We start from the raw sequence: 21,884 nt of genomic DNA, 5'->3' as shown, positions 1-21,884 counted from the left end.
TTTCGCGCCTTCATCGGAATTCCGGGTTGCCAGCCGCCATGGGTTAAGACTATGAGGCCGGACACGCCCGAACGTTATCGGGCACTCGTATAGCCCCCACACGCGAACAATCGAGGTTGAGACATGGCCGTCCAACAGAACAAAGTATCGAAATCGCGCCGCAACAACCGTCGCGCCCATGACGCGCTCGTCGCGGCCAACCCCAATGAGTGCAGCAACTGCGGCGAACTGAAGCGCCCGCACCACGTCTGCCCCTCCTGCGGCCACTATGCCGACCGTGAGGTCGTCGCCATGGCCGACGAGATCGACCTGGACGAAGACGCGGCATAAATTGCTGAAAGGCCCGGTCGTCGCATGACATCCGCAACGGATAACCGTCAAGCGCGCGGGCCTCTGGTCCTTTCCATCGACGCCATGGGTGGCGATCGCGGGCCGGCAACCATCGTTGCCGGTCTTTCCGCCTTTGCGCGGAAGCACCGCGATGTCCGCTTCCTTTTGCACGGACCCGAGGCAGAACTGCGCCCGCTGGTGGACAAGCACAAAGGCTTGCCCGCCCAGGTCGAGATCCGCGACGCTTCCGGCGTCGTGTCGATGGAAGACAAACCCAGCCACGTGATGCGCAACGGGCAGGACACGTCGATGTGGTCCACGCTCGACGCGGTGCGCAACCGTGAGGCCACCGTTGCCGTGTCTTGCGGCAACACCGGCGCGCTGATGCTGCTGTCGATGGTCCGGCTGCGCAAGCTGCCCGGGGTGAACCGCCCTGCCATCGCCGTGCTCTGGCCCTCGCTGAACCCGCAGGGGTTCAACGTGATGCTGGACGTGGGCGCGGACATCCGCGCCGACGCCGACGATCTGCTGAAATACGCGATGATGGGGGCGTCCTACGCCCGCAACGGCCTGTCGCTGACGCGCCCGCGTGTCGGCCTGCTGAACGTCGGCACCGAAGAGCACAAAGGCCGCGCCGAGCTGAAGGCCGCGCATGACCTGATCGCCGCGAACGCCGAGGCGGGCAGCTTCGATTACGTCGGCTTCGTCGAAGGCGGAGACATCCCCGGCAAGCGCTGCGATGTCATCGTCACCGACGGGTTCACCGGCAATATCGCGCTCAAGACCGGCGAAGGCACCGCCTCGCTGATCAACAAGCTGCTGCGCGAGGCCTTCACCTATTCGCCGCTGTCGCGGCTTGCGGCCCTGCTGGCGCTGAGCTCGCTCAAGCGGCTGCAGGCGCGCGTCGATCCGCGCCGCAAGAACGGCGGCGTGTTCCTCGGGCTGAACGGAACCGTGGTGAAATCCCATGGCGCCGCCGATGCCACCGGGGTGGCAGCAGCGGTGGAACTGGCCTATGACCTCGCGCAGTCGGGCTTTGGCGACAGACTGGCGGCACGGGTTGCCGCCTCTGCCGCAAGCGCAGAGCCCACAGAGGCCACAGAGCCGGCAGAAGCCACAGAGACAAAAAAGAGCGGAACAGGCATATGAGCATACGGGCAAAGGTCGCGGGCGTCGGGCATTACCTGCCGGAGCGCATCGTCCCCAACTCGGAATTCGAGAAAACCCTCGACACCTCCGATGAATGGATCCGCACCCGCTCGGGCATCGAACGCCGCCATTTTGCCGCCGAGGGCGAGACCACCTCGATCCTCGCCGCCCATGCCGCCGCCGCCGCGCTGAAAGATGCCGGCGTCGACGCCTCCGAGGTCGACGCGCTGATCGTCGCCACCTCGACCCCCGACCTCACCTTCCCCTCCGCCGCCACCATGGTGCAGGCGCGCATCGGCATGACCGGCGGGTTTGCCTTTGACGTGCAGGCGGTTTGCGCGGGCTTTGTCTATGCGCTGGCCAATGCCAACGCGCTGATCGTCGCGGGCACCGCCAAACGCGTGCTGGTCATCGGCGCCGAGACCTTCTCGCGCATCATGGACTGGACCGACCGCTCGACCTGCGTGCTCTTCGGCGATGGCGCGGGCGCGCTGCTGCTCGAGGCGGATGAGGGCGAGGGCACCTCTGCCGACCGCGGCATTCTCTCGGTCGATCTGCATTCCGACGGCAACTTCCGCGATCTGCTGTATGTCGACGGCGGGGTCAGCACACAGTCGATCGGTTACCTGCGGATGGAGGGCAAGGAGATCTTCCGCCACGCGGTCGAGAAGCTGGCCAAGACCGCCACCGCCGCGATGGAAAAGGCCGGGATCAGCTCGGAACAGGTGGATTGGGTCGTGCCGCATCAGGCCAACATCCGCATCATCAACGGCACCGCGAAAAAGCTCGGCCTGCCGATGGAGCAGGTGGTGGTCACCGTGCAGGATCACGGCAACACCTCCGCCGCCTCGATCCCGCTGGCGCTCTCGGTCGGCAAGGCCGAAGGCAAGATCAAAACCGGCGACGTTGTGGTCACCGAGGCCATCGGCGGCGGTCTCGCATGGGGCGCGGTGGTGCTGCGCTGGTAAGCGCCAGCGCCTCGCCCTGCCGCAATCCTGGGCCCGGCTTCCCACCCGGCCCGCACCCCAGCCCGAAAACTCCGGCAAAATCCGGCCCTTGCACGGCAAGAGGACGCTCCGCGCGCTTGACTCGGAATCCGCCTGCCCCCTATGCTTGGCCGCAACCTTTGGAGGCTGCCACTATGAGTGACAAGACTTTGACCCGGATGGACCTGAGCGAAGCCGTGTTTCGCGAAGTGGGCCTGTCGCGCAATGAAAGCGCGGAACTGGTCGAATCCGTGCTGCAGCACATGTCCGACGCGCTGGTGCGCGGCGAACAGGTGAAGATCTCGTCCTTCGGCACCTTCTCGGTGCGGGACAAGGCGGCGCGCATTGGCCGCAATCCCAAAACCGGCGAAGAAGTGCCGATCCAGCCGCGCCGCGTGCTGACCTTCCGGCCCTCGCACCTGATGAAAGAACGCGTGGCCGAGGGCAACAAGTCCTGAGCGGCCCGCGCTGATCCAACTGCAACCCTGCGTCCCCTCCGCCCCGCGCCCCAGCGCTTCGTCTGGGGGGCGCTTCTGAGGGGACCGACCACATGAGCAAGTCGCGCGACGCCTTCCGCACCATCAGCGAGGTCGCCGAACTGCTGGAGACCCCAGCGCATGTGCTGCGCTTCTGGGAAACCAAGTTCACCCAAGTCAAACCCGTGAAACGCGCCGGCGGCCGCCGCTATTACCGGCCCAATGACGTCGCGCTTCTGGCCGGAATTCGGCAGCTGCTGCATGACGACGGGCTGACCATCAAGGGCGTGCAGAAGGTGCTGCGCGAACAGGGCGTCAAACATGTGGCGGCCATCGCGCCGCCGCCCGGCCTGCTGGACGAAAGCGGCGAGGACATCGCCGAGGCCCCCGCCGCGCCGACCGCTGCCGAGCGCGCGCCGCAACAAGACAGCGCCACCGTCCTGCCCTTCGCGCAGCCGCAGGCCGCGTTGCCCGAGGCCGAGTTCGGTTGCCTCCGCCGAACCGGCGCCTGACCCCCAGCCCGACTCCACTGCGCCCGACGCTCCGCTCTTTGCCGAGGCCAGCGATCCGGACCCGCAGGCCACCGCCGATGATGCGCTCTGGCAGCCCGACCCTCAGGCAGACGCTGAGGCCCTACCCGCAGAGCCCGACGACACCCCGGAAGAGCCGCTCCCCGGCTTCCTGACCCAATCGCTGGAGGACCGCGGCGCCACGCCTCTGCCCGAGGCCGGAAGCGCGGAAGGCGCCCCCGCTGCCGCTGCCCCGCTGCCCGAGGTCGCGCAGCTCGACAGCCTACCCCAGCCCGCGTCCGGCCCGCTCACGGCGCTCGCCACAGCCCCGCAACTGACCGCGCAGAAAGCGGTTTCCGCCCGCGCCAAACTGGCCGCGCTGCGCGCCTTCGTCGCCGCGCGCGACAGCCATTCGGCAGCGTGAGAAAATTGGTGAAAAAACTTGCGCATTAGGGGTTGTGCCTGCGCTCAGAACCAGTAAATACCGGCCTCACAAGTCGGGCTATAGCGCAGCCTGGTAGCGCGTCCGTCTGGGGGACGGAAGGTCGCAGGTTCGAGTCCTGCTAGCCCGACCAATTCACCCCCGCCGCCGTTTCTGACTTGATCCGCCCCTCGGGGTGAGAGAAACGGCCAGAGGTAAGCCTCTCCAAAACCACCAAAAAGTTGCACCGCTCGCCCTTGAGCGTAGCTAACCCGTCGCCCTGTTGGCCGCTGTCACACAGCCGCGCCCGAAGTGCCGCCCGCGCGCATTTGCCGTTCCCCTCGCCCACGCCGCTTGCTAAGCAAGTTCAACGCAATACCGGGGGATCGTGACCATGACAGGGGTGCTCGCCAGCCAGCAGATTTCGGCGCTCGTCGACAGCGGAGCCATCCGCAGCGCAGCACCGCTCGTCGAGGGGCAAATCCAACCCGCCAGCCTCGATCTGCAACTCGGCCATGAGGCGATCCGCGTGCGCGCCTCCTTCCTCGCCGGAGCCGGACGCCCGCTGGACGCGCGGCTGCAAGAGTTTGAGATGCACCGCGTCGACCTCACCGAAGGCGCCGTGCTGGAGAAGGGCTGCGTCTATGTGGTGCCGCTGCTCGAAAGCCTCGATCTGCCCCAGGACCTTTCGGCCGTCGCCAATGCCAAAAGCTCGACCGGGCGGCTCGACCTGCTGACCCGCACGATCACCGATGGCGGCACCGAGTTTGATCGAATCGCGCCCGGATACAAAGGCCCGCTCTACGCCGAGATTTGCCCCCGCTCCTTCTCGGTGCTGGCGCGCACCGGCATGCGGCTCAACCAGATCCGCTTTCGGCGCGGCCAGTCGGTGCTGAGCGACGCCGAGCTCACCACACTGCATGAGGCCGAAACGCTGGTCAGCGGCGGCCCGGCGGTGATCGGTGAGGGCCTTGGCTTTTCCGTCGACCTGCAGCCCGGCGCTGGTGAGCTTGTCGGCTGGCGCGCCAAGCCGCACACCGGGGTGATCGACCTCGACCGGATCGGGCAGTATGACCCGGCGGAGTTCTGGGACCCGCTGCAGGCCTCGCGCGGGCAGCTGATCCTCGACCCCGACGCATTTTACATTCTCGTCAGCCGCGAGGCGGTGCATATTCCGCCGCTCTATGCCGCCGAGATGGCGCCCTATCTGGCCATGGTCGGCGAGTTCCGGGTGCATTACGCGGGCTTCTTCGATCCGGGCTTTGGCCATTCCGCGGCTGGCGGCACCGGCTCTCGCGGGGTTCTGGAAGTGCGCTGCCACGAAGCGCCCTTCGTGCTTGAGCATGGGCAGATCGTCGGGCGGCTGGTCTATGAGCGTATGGATGAGCCGCCAGAGCAGCTTTACGGGGCCGGGATCGCCTCGAACTATCAGGGTCAGGGCCTGAAGCTGTCGAAACACTTTCGCAGCTAAGACCCGGCGCTGACCGCCGAAGCGTCACGCCGCCTCACAGAGCACCACGCCCCGTTCGCCCTGCTTGCGGGCCTCATCCAGCGCCTGCCGCGCCCGGCGCAGCGCGGGCCCCAGATCGCCGTCGCCGCGCCGGGCCATGACCACGGCAGCGGTGAGCGCGATCGGCAGCAGCTCCCGCTCGGGATCGCGCAATTCGCCGCCCCGCGCGCAGAGGTCCTGCGCCCGTATCGTCAGCGAATCCAGGGTGCAGTTCCGGGCCAGAAGCATGAGGCCCATATCCTCGTCCCGGCAAAGCAGTTCCTCGGGCGCGAGGTCGCGGTGAAGGCCGACAGAGACCAGCCGCAGCACCCGTTCTGCCGCGGTGCGGCCATAGCGCGCCTCTAGCGCGTCTATCCCCTCAACCTCGAGCAGCACGAGCCCTTGGCTGGTCAGCGGCCCGAAGGTGGCGCTGTAAAGCTCTGCCGAGGCCCGGGTGCGCATGCCCGTCGACGGATCGCGCATCGCGGCACGGTAGAGGCGCCATTCGGTGAGACGCAGCCGCGAGGCGCTGGCGTCATATTTGCCGCCAAGAAAGAGGATCGCCGCCAGCATCACCAGCGTGTCGACCAGCATCAGCGTCACGCTCGACAATTCCAGCCAAGGGCCCGGCACGAAGCGGACAGAGACCGCCTGCACCGCCACCAGCACGAGCCACGCGAGGAGGATGCCGCGCACGATCCGCCCCGAGGACGAGCCGCTGACCAGCGGCCGCAGCAGCGCGCGGCGGGCATGTCTGGAAACATTTGCCACCCCAAGCGCCAGCAGCAGCAGCGATGTGGACAGGGACATATCGCCGAACATCACGGGCTGGCCATTGAGATAGCCCACGGCGGCGATGAACGGCAGGAACATGGTCATCAGCGTCAGGCTGAAAGACGACAGCGGCAGCCGCCGGTAGCACAGCTGCGCCCCGGCCAGCAGCACGAAGGACACCGCGGTGTTGCCGCCCATGCGCCCGGCGCCCACATCGATCCCGGCGCGGTAGCCGAGCCCGGTGAGCAGGCACAGCGCAATGACCATGAGCCAAAGCAGCGTCTCGCGCCCGTCAGAGCGGCGCAGGGGCCGCTGCAGCAGCGTCGCCGACAGCGCCGCGACCCCCGCCAGCAGCGTCGGCAGAGAGAGCGCCGCGTCGCCGCTTGGCGCATAGAGACGCGAGATGCCGTAAATATGCCCCTCTGCCGCGATCAGCAGCAGCGCACCGGCCAGCACCAGACAGACCGTACGCGTCCACGCGAGGGGCCGAAGGCTGGGATGGGCGGGCGCGAGAAACACGCCGTTCTGCGCCGTCAGAGCCTGAAATTTTGCACTGTGATCCACCTGTCCGGCCTCCGGAATTCGCTTGGTAAGACAGGCATCCTCGCAGATCGCAGTTAAGGCGGGCTTTAGATGACGCCGCCGCCGCACAACGATCTGCGACTTACTCCGGCGCATTTGACGAAAACCTGCGCGGCCCTGCCATCACCGGCTGCCGGGCGACGACCAAAGCATGCCCAAGATCGCGCGAGGGCAAGATAACTCCCCCGTTGCGATCTTGTTCCAATCCCGCAAGCCGCCAAGCGCAATTCCGCCTAAAGAATGAAATATCAATCACTTCAGGCGGTTTTTTCATCTTTGCGGGAACGGTTTTTCTGATCTTGCGGTTGAGGCACCAGAACGGCGGATCGCAGCGCGGCCGCCAAAGATCAGAAAGGATTATTCCGATGACCACCAAGAAAACGCTTCTGCTTTCGCTGCCGCTTGCCGCTCTGGTTGCCGCTCCCGTCTCCGCCGCGATGAGCGCCTCGGCCACCACCGAGCTGAACCTGCGCGCAGGCCCTGGCCCGCAGTACCAGATCGAGAACGTGATCCCCTCGGACGCCGAGGTTGACGTGAAGGGCTGCCTGGCAGACGCGGAATGGTGCGAGGTGAGCTATGAAGGTGTGGAAGGCTGGGCCTATTCCGCCTATCTGACCACCCCGGTCGAGGACGAGCCGGTTGTGCTTTACGAAAACCGCGACCGTGTTGAGGTGAAAACCATCACCTATGAAGACAAGGACAATGCCGCAGCTGGCGCAGGCGTCGGCGGTGCATGGGGCGCGGCCGTGGGCTCGCTGCTGGTGGGTGGCCCGGCTGCCGTCGCAGCAGGCGCGGTGCTGGGTGCCGTGACCGGCGCGGCAAACAACGCCGAAGAAAAGACCGTCACCTATATCGAGCGCAACCCGGTCGAGCCGGTCTATCTGAACGGTGAAGTTGCCGTGGGCGCGGGCATCCCGCAGGAGATCGAGGTCTATGAGGTGCCGGAGAGCGACTTTGAGTATCTCAACGTCAACCAGCAGACCGTGCTGATCGACCCCGAGACCCGTCGCATCGTTCAGGTCGTGCGCTAACTTAGCGCCGCAATAACCTGATTATAAATACGAAAGGCCCCGATTGATCGGGGCCTTTTGACGTCTGCGGCGCGCCTTGGGCTGGCAAAGACGAGGTCAGTCTTCGAACAGTTCCGACTGACCGGGGGCTTCGTCTTCCTCGTCGTCCGCGTCTCTCTGACCCAGCGAAATGCTGCCCGGCGGCGGGCGGTTGTCGAGCAGACCGGCGGCGCGCAGTTCCTTCAGCCCCGGCAGGTCGCGCGCGTTCTCCAGCCCGAACTGGTCGAGGAAATCCTGCGTCACCACGAAGGTCACGGGGCGGCCCGGGGTCATCTTGCGGCGGCCAAAGCGGATCCACTCCATCTCCAGAAGCTGGTCGATGGTGCCGCGCGAAACGCTGACGCCGCGAATCTCCTCGATCTCGGCGCGGGTGACCGGCTGGTGATAGGCGATGATCGCCAGTGTCTCGATCGCCGCGCGCGAGAGCTTGCGGGTCTCCACCGTTTCCTTTTGCATCAGGAAACCGAGGTCAGGCGCGGTGCGGATCGCCCAAGCGTCGCCGACGCGCACCACATGCACGCCGCGCCCCTCATAGCGTTTGCGCAGATGCGCCAGCGCTTCGGCGGGATCGCAGCCATGCGGCATGCGATCTTCGAGCTCGCGCACCGTCACCGGCTCGGCGGAGGCAAAGAGGATGGCCTCGACCATACGCTCCTGCGCGCCCATGGGCGGTGCCTCGAACAGGCTGTCCTGATCCTCCTCGGCAGGCTGCTCGGGGCGGAAATCGTCGATATCTTCACTCACGCGGGGTCTCTCTCTTGCGCAGATGGATCGGCGCGAAGGTCTCGTCCTGCCGGATCTCCACATGGCCTTCCTTGGCCAGTTCCAGAGAGGCGGCAAAGGTGGCGGCGGTGGCAGAGCGCCAGCGCATGGGATCCTCGGACCAGCCATCGGGCAGCCAGCCGGAAATGTCGGTCCACTCCCCGGCAAAGCCCATCAGCCCGCGCATCCGGTCGAGCGCCTGCTCCATGGTGAAGACGTCGTGGCGGTCCATCACGAAGGGGCGGAACTCGTCGCGGGTACGGATGCGGGCATAGGCCTGCATCAGGTCGATCAGCGAGGCGGTGTATTTCACCTTGCGCACGCGCTGCATGTCTTCGGGGATGCCACGGGCGAAAAAGTCGCGCCCCAGACGGTCGCGCGCCATCAGCCGGGCGGCGACGTCGCGCATGGCCTGCAGGCGCTCGAGCTGGAAGGCAAGGTGGGCGGCCAGTTCCTCGCCCGACGGACCCTCTTCGGTGGGGTCGGGCGGCAGCAACAGGCGCGATTTCAGGAAGGCCAGCCAGGCGGCCATCACCAGATAGTCGGCGGCAAGTTCGATGCGCAGCTCCTTGGCGCGCTCGACGAAGGCGAGATATTGGCGCGACAGCTCCAGCACCGAGATCTTGCGCAGATCGACCTTTTGCGTGCGCGACAGCGACAGCAGCAGGTCGAGCGGCCCCTCATAGCCCTCGACGTCGACGATCAGCGCCTCCGCCGCAAGACGGTCGGCGACGCTGAGCGTCTCGAACTCCAGTTGCGAATTGTCCTGCATGTGATCAGCGGTGCCCGGCCAGCAAGGCCTCACGTTCGGCCCTGAGGGCCGCTATGTCAATCTCGGCAGGCACGGTGCGCGTGCGCAGCGCCGCCTCGGCGCGCACCTGCGCGGCCTCGGTCATCGAGCCGGCCTCTCGCACAGCCTGTTCCATCTCGGGCATCTTGCCGTTGCAATGCAGCACCAGATCACAGCCCGCGGCAATCGAGGCCGCGCTGCGCTCGCCGATGCTGCCCGAGAGCGCCTCCATCGAGATGTCGTCGGTCATCAACAGGCCCTGAAAGCCGATGTTTTCGCGAATGAGTGTGATCATTGCCGGGTCGATGGTGGCGGGCTTGGTGTTGAGCCCCTCAAAGACCAGATGCGCGGTCATCGCCAGCGGCAGATCGGCGAAGGGCCGGAAGGCGGCGAAATCCACCTCTTCCAGTTCCCCGCGCGGCGCGTCGATGCGCGGCAGGTCCTTGTGGCTGTCGAGCTGCGCAAGCCCATGACCGGGCAGGTGTTTCATCACCGGCAGCACGCCGCCATCGACCATGCCCTTGGTCGCGGCCTTGCCCATCTCGACCACCTGCGACAGGCTCTCGCCGTAGCAGCGGTTGCGCAGGAAGGCATGGGTCTGAGGCCGCGCCACATCGAGCATGGGCGCGCAATTGCCGTCTATCCCCAGCGCCAGAAGCTCGGCGGCGATCAGGCGATAGCGCAGTTCCATGGCGCGCGCGGCGTTGGCTCCGGCCTGCATCACCTCATCGAGCGGCGGCAGGAACTCGGTGGCGAGCGGCGGGCGCAGGCGCTGCACGCGGCCCCCCTCCTGATCGATGAAGATCGGGGCGTGCCAGCCCACAGCAGCGCGTAGATCGTCGCAGAGTGCGCGGATCTGCTCCGCCGTTTCAAGGTTGCGGGCAAAGAGGATGAAGCCGAACGGGCGCGCTTCGGCAAAGAAACGCGCCTCGTCCTCGCTCAGCACCGGGCCGAGCGGCGCCAGAATGGTCGCCCCAAAGCGGCTCACCGGGTGGTCACCGGGATGCAGTCGGCGTTTTCGGCAACGAAGGCGGCGCAGAAGCGGCGCGCGTCGGCCAGATCGTCAAAGCCCGCAGCGCGCAGCCGGTAGAAGGTGCGCCCGCCCGAGCTTGCCTTTTCGATCACCCGATCCTTGCCGTCCATGAACTCGCCAAACCGGGCGCTGAAGCGCTGCCATTCCTCGCGCGCCACATCGGCGCTGACATAGGCGCCAAGCTGCGCAAGCCGTGTGCCCGCGGGCAGCGTGTCGGGGCTGATCTCTTCGGGACCAACGGCTTCGGGCTCTGCCGGGGCCAATGCGACCGGCTGGTTCAGCAGATCGCCGGGTCGGGTGGAGGGCCGCAGCGAGCGGATCAGCGCGCCCGCGGGCGCGGCGCCGGTGACGCTGGCGACCAGTTCGCCCTCGCCATCCTCGCCATCCAGATCGCTGAGCGGCTTGGCATTGGCGGCGATCTGATCGGCAAGCGCCTGGATCGGATCGACCTCGCCGCCTTCGGCCAGATCATCGCTCAGCCCCTCGCCGGACGCGTCGCTGGACAAGGCCGCCGGTTCGATCCGGTCGGCGTTGCGCCGCGCCTCGGCCAGCCGCGATTGCGGGATATCTTCGTCCGACAGACCGATGCCCTGCGGCGCCAGCAGCAGCCGGTCCGCGCCGCCCTCGGCGGTGCCGGTCCCGGCCACGGCGTTGACCGCAAGCCCCTGATGGTCGGCGGTGGAGCCGCCCGGATCCTCGGGCGCCACACGCATGGGACCGTCCATGGCCTGCACCACGGGGATCCCGTTCACATCACGCATCAGAAGATCGTAGCCCCAGACGCCAACGCCAACGACCAGCGCCAGCGACACCGCCGCACCGGCCCAATTGGCCAGCGATGCGGCGCGGCGCCCGGACGGGGCCGGTGCCTCCGGCCCCTCATAGGGGTAATCGGGGTAGTCCGCGGAATAATCCGCCGGGTAGTCCGCCATGTCTGCCTCGGTCTGCCTGTCGGGCCGGCGACGGGTGTCGCTGCCGGCCATCTTGCTCTGCCTTGTTGCCCCGAGGCGCCTTTTGTCAGCGCATCTCTTCTGCCGGGGTCACGCCCAAGATACCAAGACCCGCCGAAATGACAACCGCGACGGCCCGCGCCAGCGCGATTTTGCCTTGGCTGACAGTCGGATCGTCCTGCAGGAAGCGCAGGTCGGGCTCGTCGTGGCCGCGGTTCCACAGACCGTGCAGATCCGAGGCCAGTTCGTTGAGCCAGATGGCAACCTTATGCGGCTCGTGGCCCTTGGCGGCGATCTCGACGAGGCGCGGCCATTCGGCGACCTTCTTGGCCAGCGCCAGCTCTGCCTCATGGGTCATGCCCGACAGATCGACCTTGGACAGCGCCGCATCGCTGACGTCGATCCCCGCTTCCTGCGCCTTGCGCATCACCGAGCAGACCCGCGCGTGGGCGTATTGCACATAGAACACCGGGTTCTCGCGGCTCTGCTCAACGGCCTTGGCAAAATCGAAGTCCAGCGAGGCGTCGTTCTTGCGGGTCAGCATGACGAAACGGGTGACATCGGGGCCAACCTCTTCGACCACGTCGCGCAGGGTGACAAAGGTCCCCGCCCGCTTGGACATTTTGAATTCTTCGCCGTTTTTGAAGAGCTTAACCAGCTGGATCAGCTTGATATCCAGCGGCACCTTGCCATCGGACAGCGCCGAAACCGCCGCCTTCATCCGCTTGACGTAGCCGCCGTGGTCGGCGCCGAACACGTCGATCAGCATGTCGAAGCCGCGGCTCACCTTGTCGTAGTGATAGGCGATGTCGGGGGCGAAATAGGTCCATCTGCCGTCCGACTTCATGATCGGACGATCGACGTCGTCGCCATGCTCGGTCGACTTGAAGAGGGTCTGCTCGCGCGGCTCCCAATCCTCGGGCTTCTTGCCCTTCGGCGGCTCCAGCACGCCGCGGTAGATCAGGCCCTTCTCGGTCAGCGAGGCAATGGCGGCCTCGATCTTGCCGGTGCCGTAGAGCGACTTTTCCGAGAAGAAATGATCCATCTTCACGCCGAGCAGCGCCAGATCCTCGCGGATCATGCCCATCATCTCGTCGGTGGCGAAGTTGCGCACCTCTTCGAGCCATTCGGCCTCGGGCTGATCGACATATTTGTCACCAACCTGCGCCTTCAGCTTCTCGCCGACGCCGATGAGATATTCGCCCGGGTAGGTCCCGGCTTCGAATTCAACAGTGCGGCCATGCGCTTCGAGGTAGCGCAGGTACACCGACCGCGCCAGCACATCGACCTGCGCGCCGCCGTCGTTAATGTAATACTCGCGCGTCACAGCGTAGCCCGCGTAATCCAGCAGAGAGGCCAGCGCATCGCCGAAGACCGCGCCGCGGGTATGGCCCACGTGCATCGGGCCGGTGGGGTTGGCCGAGACATATTCGACGTTGACCTTCAGCCCCTGCCCCATGTCCGAGCGGCCATAGTCGGTGCCGGCCTCAAGCACGGTGGCGGGCAGCGCCTGCCACACCGACGGGTCAAGGCGCAGGTTGAGGAACCCCGGGCCCGCAACCTCGGCGCTGGCGATCCGGCTGTCGGCGCCCAGCTTGGCGGCGAGCGCCTCGGCGATGTCGCGCGGCTTTTGCTTGGCGGGCTTGGCCAGCACCATCGCGGCATTGGTCGCCATGTCGCCATGCGAGGGGTCTCGCGGCGGCTCCACCGTCACGGCGGCGGTCGCCAGCCCCTCGGGCAGCGCGCCTTCGGACTGCAGCGCCTCGATTGCCTGAAGGACAAGCGCGCGAATGTCGGTGAAGAGGTTCATCTATCTGTCTCCATACGGTCGGATGCTCCTCTACCATCTTGGCCCGCAGGGTCAAATGCAGAGAGCGGCGGAATGGCCGGGAATGTGCCGGAACGCCCGCAGGCGGCCCCGAAACCCATGCCCGGCCCCTGCCCTAGACCGCTTTCGCGCCCTTCAGCGTGTCATTGCCGTTCTCGTCGCGGCGGTCTTCCTTGCGCTCTTCGCGCTTGGGCGCCAGCACCACCAGCCGCACGCCGTCGGCCTCTTTCGGCGCATCATCCGGCCCAAGCAGGCGGAAGGTGCCATTGGGCCCAAGATCGGCCACGATGTGCCCGCGCGGGTTCATCTCACGCCAGTTTTCCAGCGTGAACTCTTCGGTGAGCCTTGAGACGCGGAACTCCCAACCTTCGGAGATGCGCGCGTTGCCCTCCCAATAGCTCTCGTCCGGCCCGAAGCGGCGCCCGCCAAGCGTGGCGGGCAGCGCGTGACGGGTCGAACTGTCGCGCTGCGGCTTGAGTTGGAAGATGTGCTCGCGCCCGAAATCCGGCGCAAGGTCGGTCGCGACCAGCGTGTTGTAGGCGTCATTGTCGGTGGCGGCGATCAGATGCTCGTAGCTCACCAGATCGAGCCGATGCTCGGCGGCTTCCGACAGGATGTCGCCAAAGAACGTATCCAGCCCCGCCTTGCGCGCGTCGCGCAGATGCGCGTGGTTGGGATCGGCGATCAGCACCGGCAGTTCCAGCTTCTTCAGCGCCAGACCCAGCGCCACGGACCAGCGCGAGCCGCCGGTGATCAGCACGCCGGGCGTTTCGGTCGCGGTCTGCCCCAGAAGCCGCGCCATGGGGGCCAGCGTGAAGCCATGCAGCACCACCGTCGCCGCCACCAGCGCGAAGGCCAGCGCCGGGATGCGGCCCGCGTCCTCGACCCCCAGCGACACCAGCCGCTGCCCAAACAGCCCGGCCACCGCCACCAGCACCACGCCGCGCGGCCCGGTGAAGGCCACCAGCAACCGCTCGGACCACGGCAGATTGGTGCCGATAAGCGAGATCAGCACCGGAATCGGCCGCGCCAGCAGGATCACCGACAACACGAAGGCTGCGGCCCGCCAATCGAGCGAGGCCAGCGTCTCGCGGCTCATGTTCGCGGCGAGCAGGATGAACACGCCCGACACCAGCAGGATCGTCGCGTGCTCTTTGAAGCGGCGCATCTCCTCGTAGCTGGCGAGCCCGGCGTTGGCGATCCACACGCCCATCAGCGTCACCGCCAGCAGCCCGCTCTCATGCAGCACCGAGTCGGCCAGCGCAAAGACCGCCAGCATCGACACGAACAGCACCGGCACCTTCATGTATTCGGGCACCTTGCCGCGCTTGAAGGCCTGCGACAGCCCCCAGCCGCCCAGCACCCCCAGCGCCGAGGCCGCAAGAATGCCCACCGCGATGTCGACCAGCGCCTCGCTCATGGACACGGCATCGGCCAGCACGGTGACCACCTCGAAGGCGAGCACCGCCGCCAGCGCGCCGACCGGGTCGTTGACGATGGCTTCCCATTGCAGCAGCGCCGAGGGTCGGTGTTTCAGCCGCGCCTGCCGCAAGAGCGGCGCGATCACCGTGGGGCCGGTGACGATCATGATGCCGCCAAAGACCGCCGAGCTTTCCCAGCTCAGCCCCGCCACCCAATGCAGCGCCGCCGCCGAAGCCAGCCAGCCCAGCGGCGCGCCGACAAAGATCAGCCGCCGCACCCCGAGCCGCGCGTCGCGCAGCCCCTGAAAGTTCAGCGTCAGCCCGCCTTCGAAAAGAATGATGGCCACGGCGATCGCCAGCATCGGCTCCATCAGCTCGCCGAAATCGCCATGCGGATCGAGGATGCCGAAGCCCGGCCCGATGGCCAGCCCCGCCACCAGCATCACCACGATCGCCGGCAGCTTCATCCGCCATGCAAGCCATTGCGATCCCACGCCAAGCGCGCCCACGAGGGCGAAGCCAAGTATAGGGTCGATCCCGCCCATATCAGGTCCGGTCATTCATGGGCCCTTTCGTCTGTCCCGCGCCTCCCGCGTCCATGATCTGGTCCGCGGGGCGGCTCTGTCCAGAGCACAGGCTAACACGGGCCTATGGCACGTCGTGCAGGATATCCTTGCCGGTGAGCTTGGCATGCTGCTGCAGGGCAAAGCGGTCGGTCATCCCGGCCACATAATCGGCCACCATCCGCGCAAGCTCGGTCTCGCCGCGCGGCTCGGTCGCGCGCCAGCGTGCCGGCAAAAGCAGCGGGTTGTTCATATAGATCGGGAACAGCTCCATCAGCGCCTGCGTCACCTTCTCGCGGATCACCACCACCGAAGGCGCGCGATACATGCGGGTGAAGAGGAACGTGCGCACCTGTTTCAGCTCGCGGTACATCTCATCCGAGAAAGCCACCACCGGATGGCCAAGCGCGCGGATGTCGTCGCAGCTCTGCGGGTTCGCGGCAGCGATGCGGGCGCGGCTGGTGTCGATCACGTCGCTGACCATATAGCCGAACACCCGGCGCAGCGCCTCATGGCGGCGGCGGTAGGCGTCGAGGCCCGGATAGAGCCGGTCAACCTCGGCATAGGCGGGCGCGATCAGCGGCAGATCGGCGATATCCTCTTCGGTGAACAGCCCGGCGCGAAGCCCGTCCTGCAGATCATGGTTGTTATAGGCCACATCGTCGGCGATCGCCGCCACCTGCGCCTCGCCGCTGGCATGGGTGTGAAGCTCCAGATCATGCTCGGCGTTATATTCGGCCAGCGCCAGCGGCAGCGTCTCGCCCTCTTTCAGCGGCAGCAGCGGGCCGTTGTGCTTTGCGATCCCCTCGAGCGTGTCCCAGGTGAGGTTCAGCCCGTCGAACTCGGCATAGTGGCACTCGAGCCGGGTGACGATGCGCAGCGTCTGGGCGTTGTGATCGAAGCCGCCATAGGGCGCCATCAGATCATGCATCGCATCCTCGCCGGTATGGCCGAAGGGCGTGTGCCCAAGGTCATGCGCCAGCGCCACCGCTTCGGTCAGGTCAGTGTTGAGCCCCAGCGCGCCGGCCATGGTGCGCGCCACCTGCGCCACCTCGATGCTGTGGGTGAGCCGGGTGCGGTAGAAATCGCCCTCATGCTCGACGAAGACCTGCGTCTTATGCTTGAGCCGGCGGAAGGCCGAGCTATGGATGATGCGGTCGCGGTCACGCTGAAAGCACGAGCGGAACGCGCTTTCCTCTTCCGCCACGCGGCGGGGTCTCGCCCCTTCGGGGGCGCAGGAATAGATAGCCATCTCTTCAGCCTTTCAGCCCATCGGGTCGCGGCTCACGGCACGGTGCTTGGCACGGCTGTGCCGGGTGGTTGCCGCTGCTCTTGAGGATCCCTATATTATGGACCGACCGGGAGATAAACCTTTGAGGCCGCCCATGAACCTGCCCCCGAAAGTGACTGACCGCGCCTATGAGCGCCTCGCCGAGATCGGTGCGGGCGCGCAGGGCAAGGCGCTGCGCATCGCCGTCGAAGGCGGCGGCTGCTCGGGCTTTCAGTATGACATCCGCCTCGACGAGGCCGCCGAGGACGATCTGGTGCTCGAACGTCAGGGTGAGCGCGTGGTGGTCGACAGCGTCTCGCTGCCTTTCCTGACCGACGCGGTGATCGACTTCTCCGAAGAGCTGATCGGCGCGCGCTTCACCATCGAGAACCCCAATGCCACCAGCTCCTGCGGCTGCGGCACCAGCTTCTCGATGTAAACGCGCCCTGCCCATGACGCATCAAAGCCACGGCAGTGCCGTGGCTTTTTTGTTTAGCTGCAAGGCTTTCCGCGCCTATTCCCCGGCGGCCGCCTTGGCGAAGCGCTCCAGCGCCTCCTCCATCTTCTCGATGTACGCGGCGTCATCATCGATATCGAGATCGTCGAAGGTCTCCTCCGGCTCCTCCCAAAGGATCTGCGTTTCGCCATCCTCGCCCGCATAAACCAGCATCTTCAGCGGCAGGTAGAGCCCGGCCCGCATGTCGTCCTGCATGGCGGGCGTGCCGAGCTTGGGGTTGCCGAAGATCAAAAGCTGCGCCTCGGCAAGCTCCATCCCCGCCGCCCGCGCGCCCGCGCCGTGATCGACCCGCGCAAAAACACTCGCTCCCGCGGCTTTGACACTGGCCTCGAGCCGGTCGGCGACCTCGGCCACCGAGCCTTCGGCCTGCACGCGTTCCACATCCGCGAAAGCCGCGGCGGGCAAAAGCGCCGCAAGCGCGATGGGTGCAAGAAGATGTTTCATATCGCTCCTCCCTAAAGCTGCAGATCCAAAACCAGCATCCGCCGCCAGAGGTTCCCCGCAAGCCTCTCCGCCACCGCCACAGCCCGCTACCGCAAAGGAAAAAAGGGGCGCGCCCGCCAAGGCCCGCCCCTTCTTCTCATTTCAAATACGCGTATCTCGACCGCGCCACCGGCGCCGCGTCAGTGGTCCGTGCTGGCGGTCCCCACTGCTGGCCCCTACTGGCGGTCAGCTACCCGTGGTCCGCGCCTCAGTCCTCGGTGACCGCGTCGTCGCCGTCGCCGCCGTTGAACTCGAGCCCATGCGCCGCGCGGATCTTATCCTCGATCTCGGTGGCGATCTGGGTGTTTTCCTTCAGGTAGTTCTTGGCGTTCTCACGCCCCTGACCGATGCGCTCGTCCCCGTAGGAATACCAGGCGCCGGATTTGTCGACCACGCCGGCCTTGACCCCAAGATCCAGCAGTTCGCCGGTTTTCGAGATGCCTTCGCCGTACATGATGTCGAACTCGACCTGCTTGAACGGCGGCGCGACCTTGTTCTTCACCACTTTGACGCGGGTGGCGTTGCCGACCACTTCGTCCCGGTCCTTGATCGAGCCGATGCGGCGGATGTCGAGGCGCACCGAGCTGTAGAACTTCAGCGCGTTGCCGCCGGTGGTGGTTTCGGGCGAGCCGAACATCACGCCGATCTTCATCCGGATCTGGTTGATGAAGATCACCATGCAGTTGCTGCGCGCGATCGAGCCGGTGAGCTTGCGCATCGCCTGGCTCATCAGACGGGCGTGCACGCCGACCGAGCTGTCGCCCATGTCGCCCTCAAGCTCGCTCTTGGGGGTCAGCGCGGCGACGGAGTCGACCACCACGAGGCTGACCGCGCCCGAACGCACCAGCGTATCGGTGATTTCCAGAGCCTGTTCGCCGGTGTCGGGCTGCGAGATCAGCAACTCGTCAAGATCGACGCCCAGTTTCTTGGCATATTGCGGGTCAAGCGCGTGTTCCGCGTCGACAAAAGCCGCAACGCCGCCCTTTTTCTGTTCCTCGGCCACCGCATGCAGGGTGAGCGTGGTCTTGCCCGAGCTTTCCGGGCCATAGATCTCGATGATCCGGCCCTTGGGCAGGCCGCCAATGCCGAGGGCGATGTCGAGCCCCAGCGAGCCGGTGGAGGTTGCCTCGATGTCGCGCAGGGCGTTGTCGCCGCCCAGCTTCATGATCGAGCCCTTGCCGAATTGCCGCTCGATCTGGGCCAGCGCCGAGTCGAGTGCCTTTTGCCTGTCCGCGTTGCGCTTGCTGTCCATAGTCAGAAGATCTGCCGTTGCCATGATTTCCGATCCTTATTTCACACCGCGTCCGGGGCGGCAATCGCTGCTTTTGTTCGCCTCTTGTTCTTACTCGCCGTTATGAGACCAAAAAGAGAACATTTCAAGCACGAACTCACGTAAGTCTTGCGAAACATGGTTAAAGAGTAGTTTATCGGCAAAAAGACAAAGCTGGGGACGGGAATGCTGGTGTTCTGGAAGGCGCGGCTGGTGCTGCTGGCGGTGCCAAAGACGGGAACCTCTGCCTATGAGGCGGCGCTGGGGCCACATGCGTCGATGGCGGTGCTCGATCCGCCCGAGCTGAAACACGCGCCGGTCTACCGCTACAACCGCTTCTTCCGGCCGATGTTCGAGAAGATGGGCGTGGAGCATATGGAGCTTATGGCCGTGGTGCGCGAGCCGGTGTCCTGGCTCGGCTCGTGGTATCGCTATCGCCAGCGCGGGTTTCTGGAGGGCAAGCCCACCTCGACCCGCGGCCTCAGCTTCGATGATTTCGTCGACGCCTATACCCGCGGCGAGCGCCCGCCCTTCGCCAATGTCGGCAGTCAGGCGAAATTCGTCGAGCCGCGGCCCAATGGCACCAACGTCACGCATCTGTTCCGCTACGAGAACCAGGCGGTGATCACCGGGTTTCTGGAGGAGCGGCTGGGGCTGCAACTGGATCTGCCGCGCGAGAATGTCTCGCCGCGCGCCGATCTGGCGCTGTCGCCCGAGATCGAAGCCAAGCTGCGCCGCAAATGCTCGGCGGATTTCGAGCTTTGGGAGCGGGCTGGCTGAGCCCGCCCCTCAGGCCAGCTGCCGCTGCACCGTCTCGGTGAGATCGCTGAGCGAAAACGGCTTGGGCAGGAACACCGAATTGGGCACTTCGATCCGGCTCTTGTCGAGCGCTTCCTCGGCATAGCCCGACACGAAAACCACCCGCGTGCCCGGCCTGTCGACCAGCGCCCGGCGCACCCAGCTGGGTCCGTCGAGCCCCGGCATCACCACATCGGTGACAAAGACATCCACGTGCAATTTCGCATCGGCAAGGATCTCCAGCGCCTCCTCGGCGGTTTCGGCCTCGATCACCTCAAAGCCCCGCAGCCGCAGCGCCCGGCCCGCAAAGGCGCGCACCGGCGCTTCATCCTCGACCAGCAGCACGGTGCTGCCGTCGCGCGGCGCTGAACTGGCGCTCTCCTCAGGCCTCACCGCTTCCACCTCGGCGGCCTGCTCATGGGCCGGGAAGAGCAGCGTGAAACAGCTGCCCTCGCCCAGCACGCTGTCGACAAAGATGAAGCCGCCGGTCTGTTTGACGATGCCATAGACCGTCGACAGGCCAAGCCCCGTGCCCTCGCCCGTGCGCTTGGTGGTGAAGAAGGGCTCAAAGACTTTCTGCAGCTTGTCCTGCGGGATGCCGACGCCCTGATCCACCACCTTCACGCAGGCATAGGCCCCCGGCTCGACCCGCGCGCGGTCGCGCTGCAGCGGGTCGTGCAGCACGCAGCGCTCGGTCTCGATAGTGATCTCGCCGCCCTCGGGCATGGCGTCGCGGGCGTTGACCACGAGGTTCATCATCACCTGCTCGAGCTGGCGGCGGTCGCCGCGGATCGGCGGCAGCACCGGATCGTGGCGCAGGGTCAGATTGACCCGCTCGCCGACCAGCCGGTTGAGCAGATGGGTGAGGTCCGACAGCGTGTCGCGCAGGTCGAGCTTTTCGGCGCTGAGCGTCTGCTTGCGCGAGAAGGCCAGCAACTGCCCGACCAGCGCCGCCGCGCGGTTGGCGTTCTGGTTGATCTGCATGAGGTCGGCATAGTCGGCATCGCCCTGATCATGGCGCAGCAGCAGCAGGTCGCAATGGCCCGAGATGGCGGTCAGCAGATTGTTGAAATCATGCGCGACGCCTCCGGCCAATTGGCCGATCGCCTGCATCTTCTGGCTCTGGACGAATTGCGCCTCGAGCGTCTTGAGCTCGGTCGCGTCGTTCAGCACCGCGACAAGCTCGGCGCGTCCGCCCTCCATCACACGGTTGAGCGTGACCTGCACGAACACCTCGCGGTCCGGACGCACCAGCCGCAGGAACTCCGAACGGTGCAGGCCACGGCCCGCGGCGGCATCCACCAACCAGTCGGTGATCGCACGGCCCAGCCCCTCCATATGCTCGCCGATCCGGCTGCCATCGGCGCTGGTGACCTCGAGCATGCGGCAGGCCTCGGGGTTGGCGCGCAGGATCAGCCCGTCAGGGCGCAGCCGCAGCAGCGGCACAGGCAGCTCGTCAACGCCGTCGCGCACCGCTGCGCCGTTGGTGTCCGGCAGTCGCTGCAGGGTGATTTCCTGCCGCCCCACGCCCGCATCGGCGATATGGATCTCGAAACTCTCCGGCCCTTCCGCCGTGACCACCTGCTGTACCATGCCCGAGCGCGGCGCGGCCTCGAGCACCTCGTCGAGCCGCTTGATGCGGCGGCCCAGCAGGCGCCGCGCCGGCGCGTTCATATAGAGCACCGCGCCGCTGCGCCCCACGGTCAGCACCGGCGTTTCGGGGCTATGGAGGCGCGGCGGCACCGCGGGATCGGCCAAGGGCCGCGGCGGCAGACGTTCGAGCCGCCAGCAAGCCGTGCCCGCGGTTTCGATCAAAGTGACCCGGTAGCGCCCCGCAGAGGACACCACATCCTCGCTGGCCCCGCCCTCGCCATCGGCGCGGAGCAAGAGCCGCTGGATCAGCGCCGCAGCGTCGGGCAGCAGCGGCGACAACACCGCCTCGACCCGGTCGCCCGGCCCCGCGCCCAAGCCAGCGCGCGCCGCGCGGTTGGCATAGCTCACGCGCCTGCCGCTGCCCGAGAGCAGCGCTGGCACCGGGTCCACCTCGATGAGGCCCTCAAGCGCCGCCATATCGCGCCCGGCGCGCCGCCGCCCCAGACCGCGCCGCAGCGCCAGCAACCCTGCCAGCGCAAAGAACGCGCCGCCCGCGGCAAAAAGCGCAAGCTCCATCTCGGCGCTGGCCATATCGCCCGGCGGCGGCAGCAAGGCCGCCGCGGCGACGCAGCCCAGACCGGCCGTCGCCAAAACGAGGCCCGGAACCATCTCGCGCAGCTGCCGCGGCAGCGCTTTCGCCTCATAGGCCTCTGATTGCGTCACACTGCCTCCATTCCCGCGACAAGCATCACGTCTTCATGTGGCACATGCAGGATTAACCAAAGGTTAACCGCGGCGTGACATGACGTCAGGCAGCGGA

General features: G+C 66.5%; 21 protein-coding genes and 1 tRNA gene. 10 read left to right on the top strand and 12 right to left on the bottom strand.

The genetic code is table 11. The features are described from left to right. Nucleotides 1–123: 123 nt before the first annotated feature. From rpmF to ACXAD2_RS17310, 7 genes are all read left to right on the top strand, one after another. Nucleotides 124–330 carry a 50S ribosomal protein L32 gene (rpmF, locus tag ACXAD2_RS17340; protein WP_066106415.1) on the top strand — a complete coding sequence of 69 codons (207 nt, stop codon included), beginning with the start codon at nt 124–126 and terminating at the stop codon, nt 328–330. 24 nt (nt 331–354) lie between these two features. Further along, nucleotides 355–1,479 carry a phosphate acyltransferase PlsX gene (plsX, locus tag ACXAD2_RS17335; protein WP_164181902.1) on the top strand — a complete coding sequence of 375 codons (1,125 nt, stop codon included), beginning with the start codon at nt 355–357 and terminating at the stop codon, nt 1,477–1,479. After that, nucleotides 1,476–2,447 carry a beta-ketoacyl-ACP synthase III gene (locus ACXAD2_RS17330; RefSeq protein WP_475172228.1) on the top strand — a complete coding sequence of 324 codons (972 nt, stop codon included), beginning with the start codon at nt 1,476–1,478 and terminating at the stop codon, nt 2,445–2,447. Before plsX ends, ACXAD2_RS17330 begins: the two co-directional genes overlap by 4 nt. Before the next feature lie 173 nt (nt 2,448–2,620). Further along, nucleotides 2,621–2,923, top strand: coding sequence for an integration host factor subunit alpha (gene ihfA / locus ACXAD2_RS17325; RefSeq protein WP_066106404.1), 303 nt, complete (start codon nt 2,621–2,623; stop codon nt 2,921–2,923). Nucleotides 2,924–3,015: 92 nt separating this feature from the next. After that, nucleotides 3,016–3,453 carry a MerR family transcriptional regulator gene (locus tag ACXAD2_RS17320; protein WP_475172222.1) on the top strand — a complete coding sequence of 146 codons (438 nt, stop codon included), beginning with the start codon at nt 3,016–3,018 and terminating at the stop codon, nt 3,451–3,453. 495 nt (nt 3,454–3,948) lie between these two features. Further along, nucleotides 3,949–4,025: transfer RNA gene (locus ACXAD2_RS17315), tRNA-Pro, on the top strand. 240 nt (nt 4,026–4,265) lie between these two features. Beyond that, nucleotides 4,266–5,342 (top strand): 2'-deoxycytidine 5'-triphosphate deaminase, encoded by a 1,077-nt coding sequence (locus ACXAD2_RS17310; protein ID WP_475172220.1) that lies wholly within the window; start codon nt 4,266–4,268, stop codon nt 5,340–5,342. 24 nt (nt 5,343–5,366) lie between these two features. Here the strand turns inward: ACXAD2_RS17310 and ACXAD2_RS17305 are convergent, their stop codons facing one another. Beyond that, a complete protein-coding gene (locus ACXAD2_RS17305; RefSeq protein WP_475172219.1) occupies nt 5,367–6,698 on the bottom strand; it encodes a nucleotidyl cyclase domain-containing protein in 1,332 nt (443 codons plus the stop codon). Nucleotides 6,699–6,798: 100 nt separating this feature from the next. After that, entirely contained in the window at nt 6,799–7,092 is a 294-nt protein-coding gene (locus ACXAD2_RS17300) for a hypothetical protein (RefSeq protein ID WP_475172217.1), read from the bottom strand. On the opposite strand from ACXAD2_RS17300, the gene ACXAD2_RS17295 reads away from it, so the two are divergent. After that, nucleotides 7,082–7,747, top strand: coding sequence for a DUF1236 domain-containing protein (locus tag ACXAD2_RS17295; protein WP_066106394.1), 666 nt, complete (start codon nt 7,082–7,084; stop codon nt 7,745–7,747). The genes ACXAD2_RS17300 and ACXAD2_RS17295 overlap by 11 nt on opposite strands. A gap of 96 nt (nt 7,748–7,843) precedes the next feature. On the opposite strand, the gene scpB is transcribed toward ACXAD2_RS17295, so the two are convergent. The 7 genes from scpB to ACXAD2_RS17260 form a co-directional block, all read right to left on the bottom strand. After that, nucleotides 7,844–8,452, bottom strand: coding sequence for an SMC-Scp complex subunit ScpB (gene scpB, locus ACXAD2_RS17290; RefSeq protein WP_475174931.1), 609 nt, complete (start codon nt 8,450–8,452; stop codon nt 7,844–7,846). Between the two features lie 70 nt (nt 8,453–8,522). Then, nucleotides 8,523–9,320, bottom strand: coding sequence for a segregation and condensation protein A (locus tag ACXAD2_RS17285; RefSeq protein ID WP_066106391.1), 798 nt, complete (start codon nt 9,318–9,320; stop codon nt 8,523–8,525). A 4-nt stretch (nt 9,321–9,324) separates the two neighbouring features. Continuing rightward, nucleotides 9,325–10,326: a glycoside hydrolase family 3 N-terminal domain-containing protein gene (locus ACXAD2_RS17280; RefSeq protein ID WP_475172216.1), complete on the bottom strand. Its 1,002-nt coding sequence runs from the start codon at nt 10,324–10,326 to the stop codon at nt 9,325–9,327. Further along, on the bottom strand, nt 10,323–11,354 hold the full coding sequence (locus ACXAD2_RS17275) for an SPOR domain-containing protein (RefSeq protein ID WP_475172214.1): 1,032 nt from the start codon (nt 11,352–11,354) through the stop codon (nt 10,323–10,325). Before ACXAD2_RS17275 ends, ACXAD2_RS17280 begins: the two co-directional genes overlap by 4 nt. A 34-nt stretch (nt 11,355–11,388) precedes the next feature. Next, nucleotides 11,389–13,131, bottom strand: a complete 1,743-nt coding sequence (gene argS, locus ACXAD2_RS17270) for an arginine--tRNA ligase (RefSeq protein ID WP_475172213.1) — start codon at nt 13,129–13,131, stop codon at nt 11,389–11,391. A 133-nt stretch (nt 13,132–13,264) separates the two neighbouring features. Further along, nucleotides 13,265–15,130, bottom strand: coding sequence for a cation:proton antiporter (locus ACXAD2_RS17265; protein WP_475172211.1), 1,866 nt, complete (start codon nt 15,128–15,130; stop codon nt 13,265–13,267). A gap of 88 nt (nt 15,131–15,218) precedes the next feature. Next, nucleotides 15,219–16,385, bottom strand: coding sequence for a deoxyguanosinetriphosphate triphosphohydrolase (locus ACXAD2_RS17260; protein ID WP_475172209.1), 1,167 nt, complete (start codon nt 16,383–16,385; stop codon nt 15,219–15,221). Nucleotides 16,386–16,518: 133 nt separating this feature from the next. Between ACXAD2_RS17260 and ACXAD2_RS17255 the strand changes: the two genes are divergently transcribed. Then, nucleotides 16,519–16,842, top strand: a complete 324-nt coding sequence (locus tag ACXAD2_RS17255; RefSeq protein WP_164181885.1) for a HesB/IscA family protein — start codon at nt 16,519–16,521, stop codon at nt 16,840–16,842. Nucleotides 16,843–16,917: 75 nt separating this feature from the next. Here ACXAD2_RS17255 and ACXAD2_RS17250 read toward each other — a convergent pair whose 3' ends face one another. Both ACXAD2_RS17250 and recA read right to left on the bottom strand, forming a co-directional pair. Then, nucleotides 16,918–17,364, bottom strand: coding sequence for a DUF302 domain-containing protein (locus tag ACXAD2_RS17250; protein WP_475172208.1), 447 nt, complete (start codon nt 17,362–17,364; stop codon nt 16,918–16,920). A gap of 247 nt (nt 17,365–17,611) precedes the next feature. Continuing rightward, nucleotides 17,612–18,679 (bottom strand): recombinase RecA, encoded by a 1,068-nt coding sequence (gene recA, locus ACXAD2_RS17245; protein WP_066106368.1) that lies wholly within the window; start codon nt 18,677–18,679, stop codon nt 17,612–17,614. A gap of 180 nt (nt 18,680–18,859) precedes the next feature. Here recA and ACXAD2_RS17240 point away from each other — a divergent pair, with 180 nt between their 5' ends. After that, the gene (locus ACXAD2_RS17240; RefSeq protein WP_475172205.1) at nt 18,860–19,453 is read left to right on the top strand and encodes a gamma-glutamyl kinase; all 594 of its coding nucleotides are present in this window, start codon (nt 18,860–18,862) and stop codon (nt 19,451–19,453) included. A 9-nt stretch (nt 19,454–19,462) separates the two neighbouring features. Here the strand turns inward: ACXAD2_RS17240 and ACXAD2_RS17235 are convergent, their stop codons facing one another. Further along, nucleotides 19,463–21,640, bottom strand: a complete 2,178-nt coding sequence (locus tag ACXAD2_RS17235; protein ID WP_475174928.1) for an ATP-binding response regulator — start codon at nt 21,638–21,640, stop codon at nt 19,463–19,465. Nucleotides 21,641–21,884 lie beyond the last annotated feature (244 nt).

The organism is Salipiger sp. ABN3_019, assembly GCF_056158605.1.
This window is presented reverse-complemented; position numbering and strand designations above follow the sequence as displayed.

Coding starts and splice junctions, on each gene's coding strand:
- ACXAD2_RS17295 (WP_066106394.1), top strand. CDS start 7,082: ATGACCACCAAGAAAACGCTTCTGCTTTCGCTGCCGCTTGCCGCTCTG.
- ACXAD2_RS17320 (WP_475172222.1), top strand. CDS start 3,016: ATGAGCAAGTCGCGCGACGCCTTCCGCACCATCAGCGAGGTCGCCGAA.
- scpB (WP_475174931.1), bottom strand. CDS start 8,452: ATGGGCGCGCAGGAGCGTATGGTCGAGGCCATCCTCTTTGCCTCCGCC.
- rpmF (WP_066106415.1), top strand. CDS start 124: ATGGCCGTCCAACAGAACAAAGTATCGAAATCGCGCCGCAACAACCGT.
- ACXAD2_RS17285 (WP_066106391.1), bottom strand. CDS start 9,320: ATGCAGGACAATTCGCAACTGGAGTTCGAGACGCTCAGCGTCGCCGAC.
- ihfA (WP_066106404.1), top strand. CDS start 2,621: ATGAGTGACAAGACTTTGACCCGGATGGACCTGAGCGAAGCCGTGTTT.
- argS (WP_475172213.1), bottom strand. CDS start 13,131: ATGAACCTCTTCACCGACATTCGCGCGCTTGTCCTTCAGGCAATCGAG.
- ACXAD2_RS17240 (WP_475172205.1), top strand. CDS start 18,860: ATGCTGGTGTTCTGGAAGGCGCGGCTGGTGCTGCTGGCGGTGCCAAAG.
- ACXAD2_RS17275 (WP_475172214.1), bottom strand. CDS start 11,354: ATGGCCGGCAGCGACACCCGTCGCCGGCCCGACAGGCAGACCGAGGCA.
- ACXAD2_RS17310 (WP_475172220.1), top strand. CDS start 4,266: ATGACAGGGGTGCTCGCCAGCCAGCAGATTTCGGCGCTCGTCGACAGC.
- recA (WP_066106368.1), bottom strand. CDS start 18,679: ATGGCAACGGCAGATCTTCTGACTATGGACAGCAAGCGCAACGCGGAC.
- ACXAD2_RS17235 (WP_475174928.1), bottom strand. CDS start 21,640: ATGGAGCTTGCGCTTTTTGCCGCGGGCGGCGCGTTCTTTGCGCTGGCA.
- ACXAD2_RS17260 (WP_475172209.1), bottom strand. CDS start 16,385: ATGGCTATCTATTCCTGCGCCCCCGAAGGGGCGAGACCCCGCCGCGTG.
- plsX (WP_164181902.1), top strand. CDS start 355: ATGACATCCGCAACGGATAACCGTCAAGCGCGCGGGCCTCTGGTCCTT.
- ACXAD2_RS17265 (WP_475172211.1), bottom strand. CDS start 15,130: ATGACCGGACCTGATATGGGCGGGATCGACCCTATACTTGGCTTCGCC.
- ACXAD2_RS17330 (WP_475172228.1), top strand. CDS start 1,476: ATGAGCATACGGGCAAAGGTCGCGGGCGTCGGGCATTACCTGCCGGAG.
- ACXAD2_RS17250 (WP_475172208.1), bottom strand. CDS start 17,364: ATGAAACATCTTCTTGCACCCATCGCGCTTGCGGCGCTTTTGCCCGCC.
- ACXAD2_RS17255 (WP_164181885.1), top strand. CDS start 16,519: ATGAACCTGCCCCCGAAAGTGACTGACCGCGCCTATGAGCGCCTCGCC.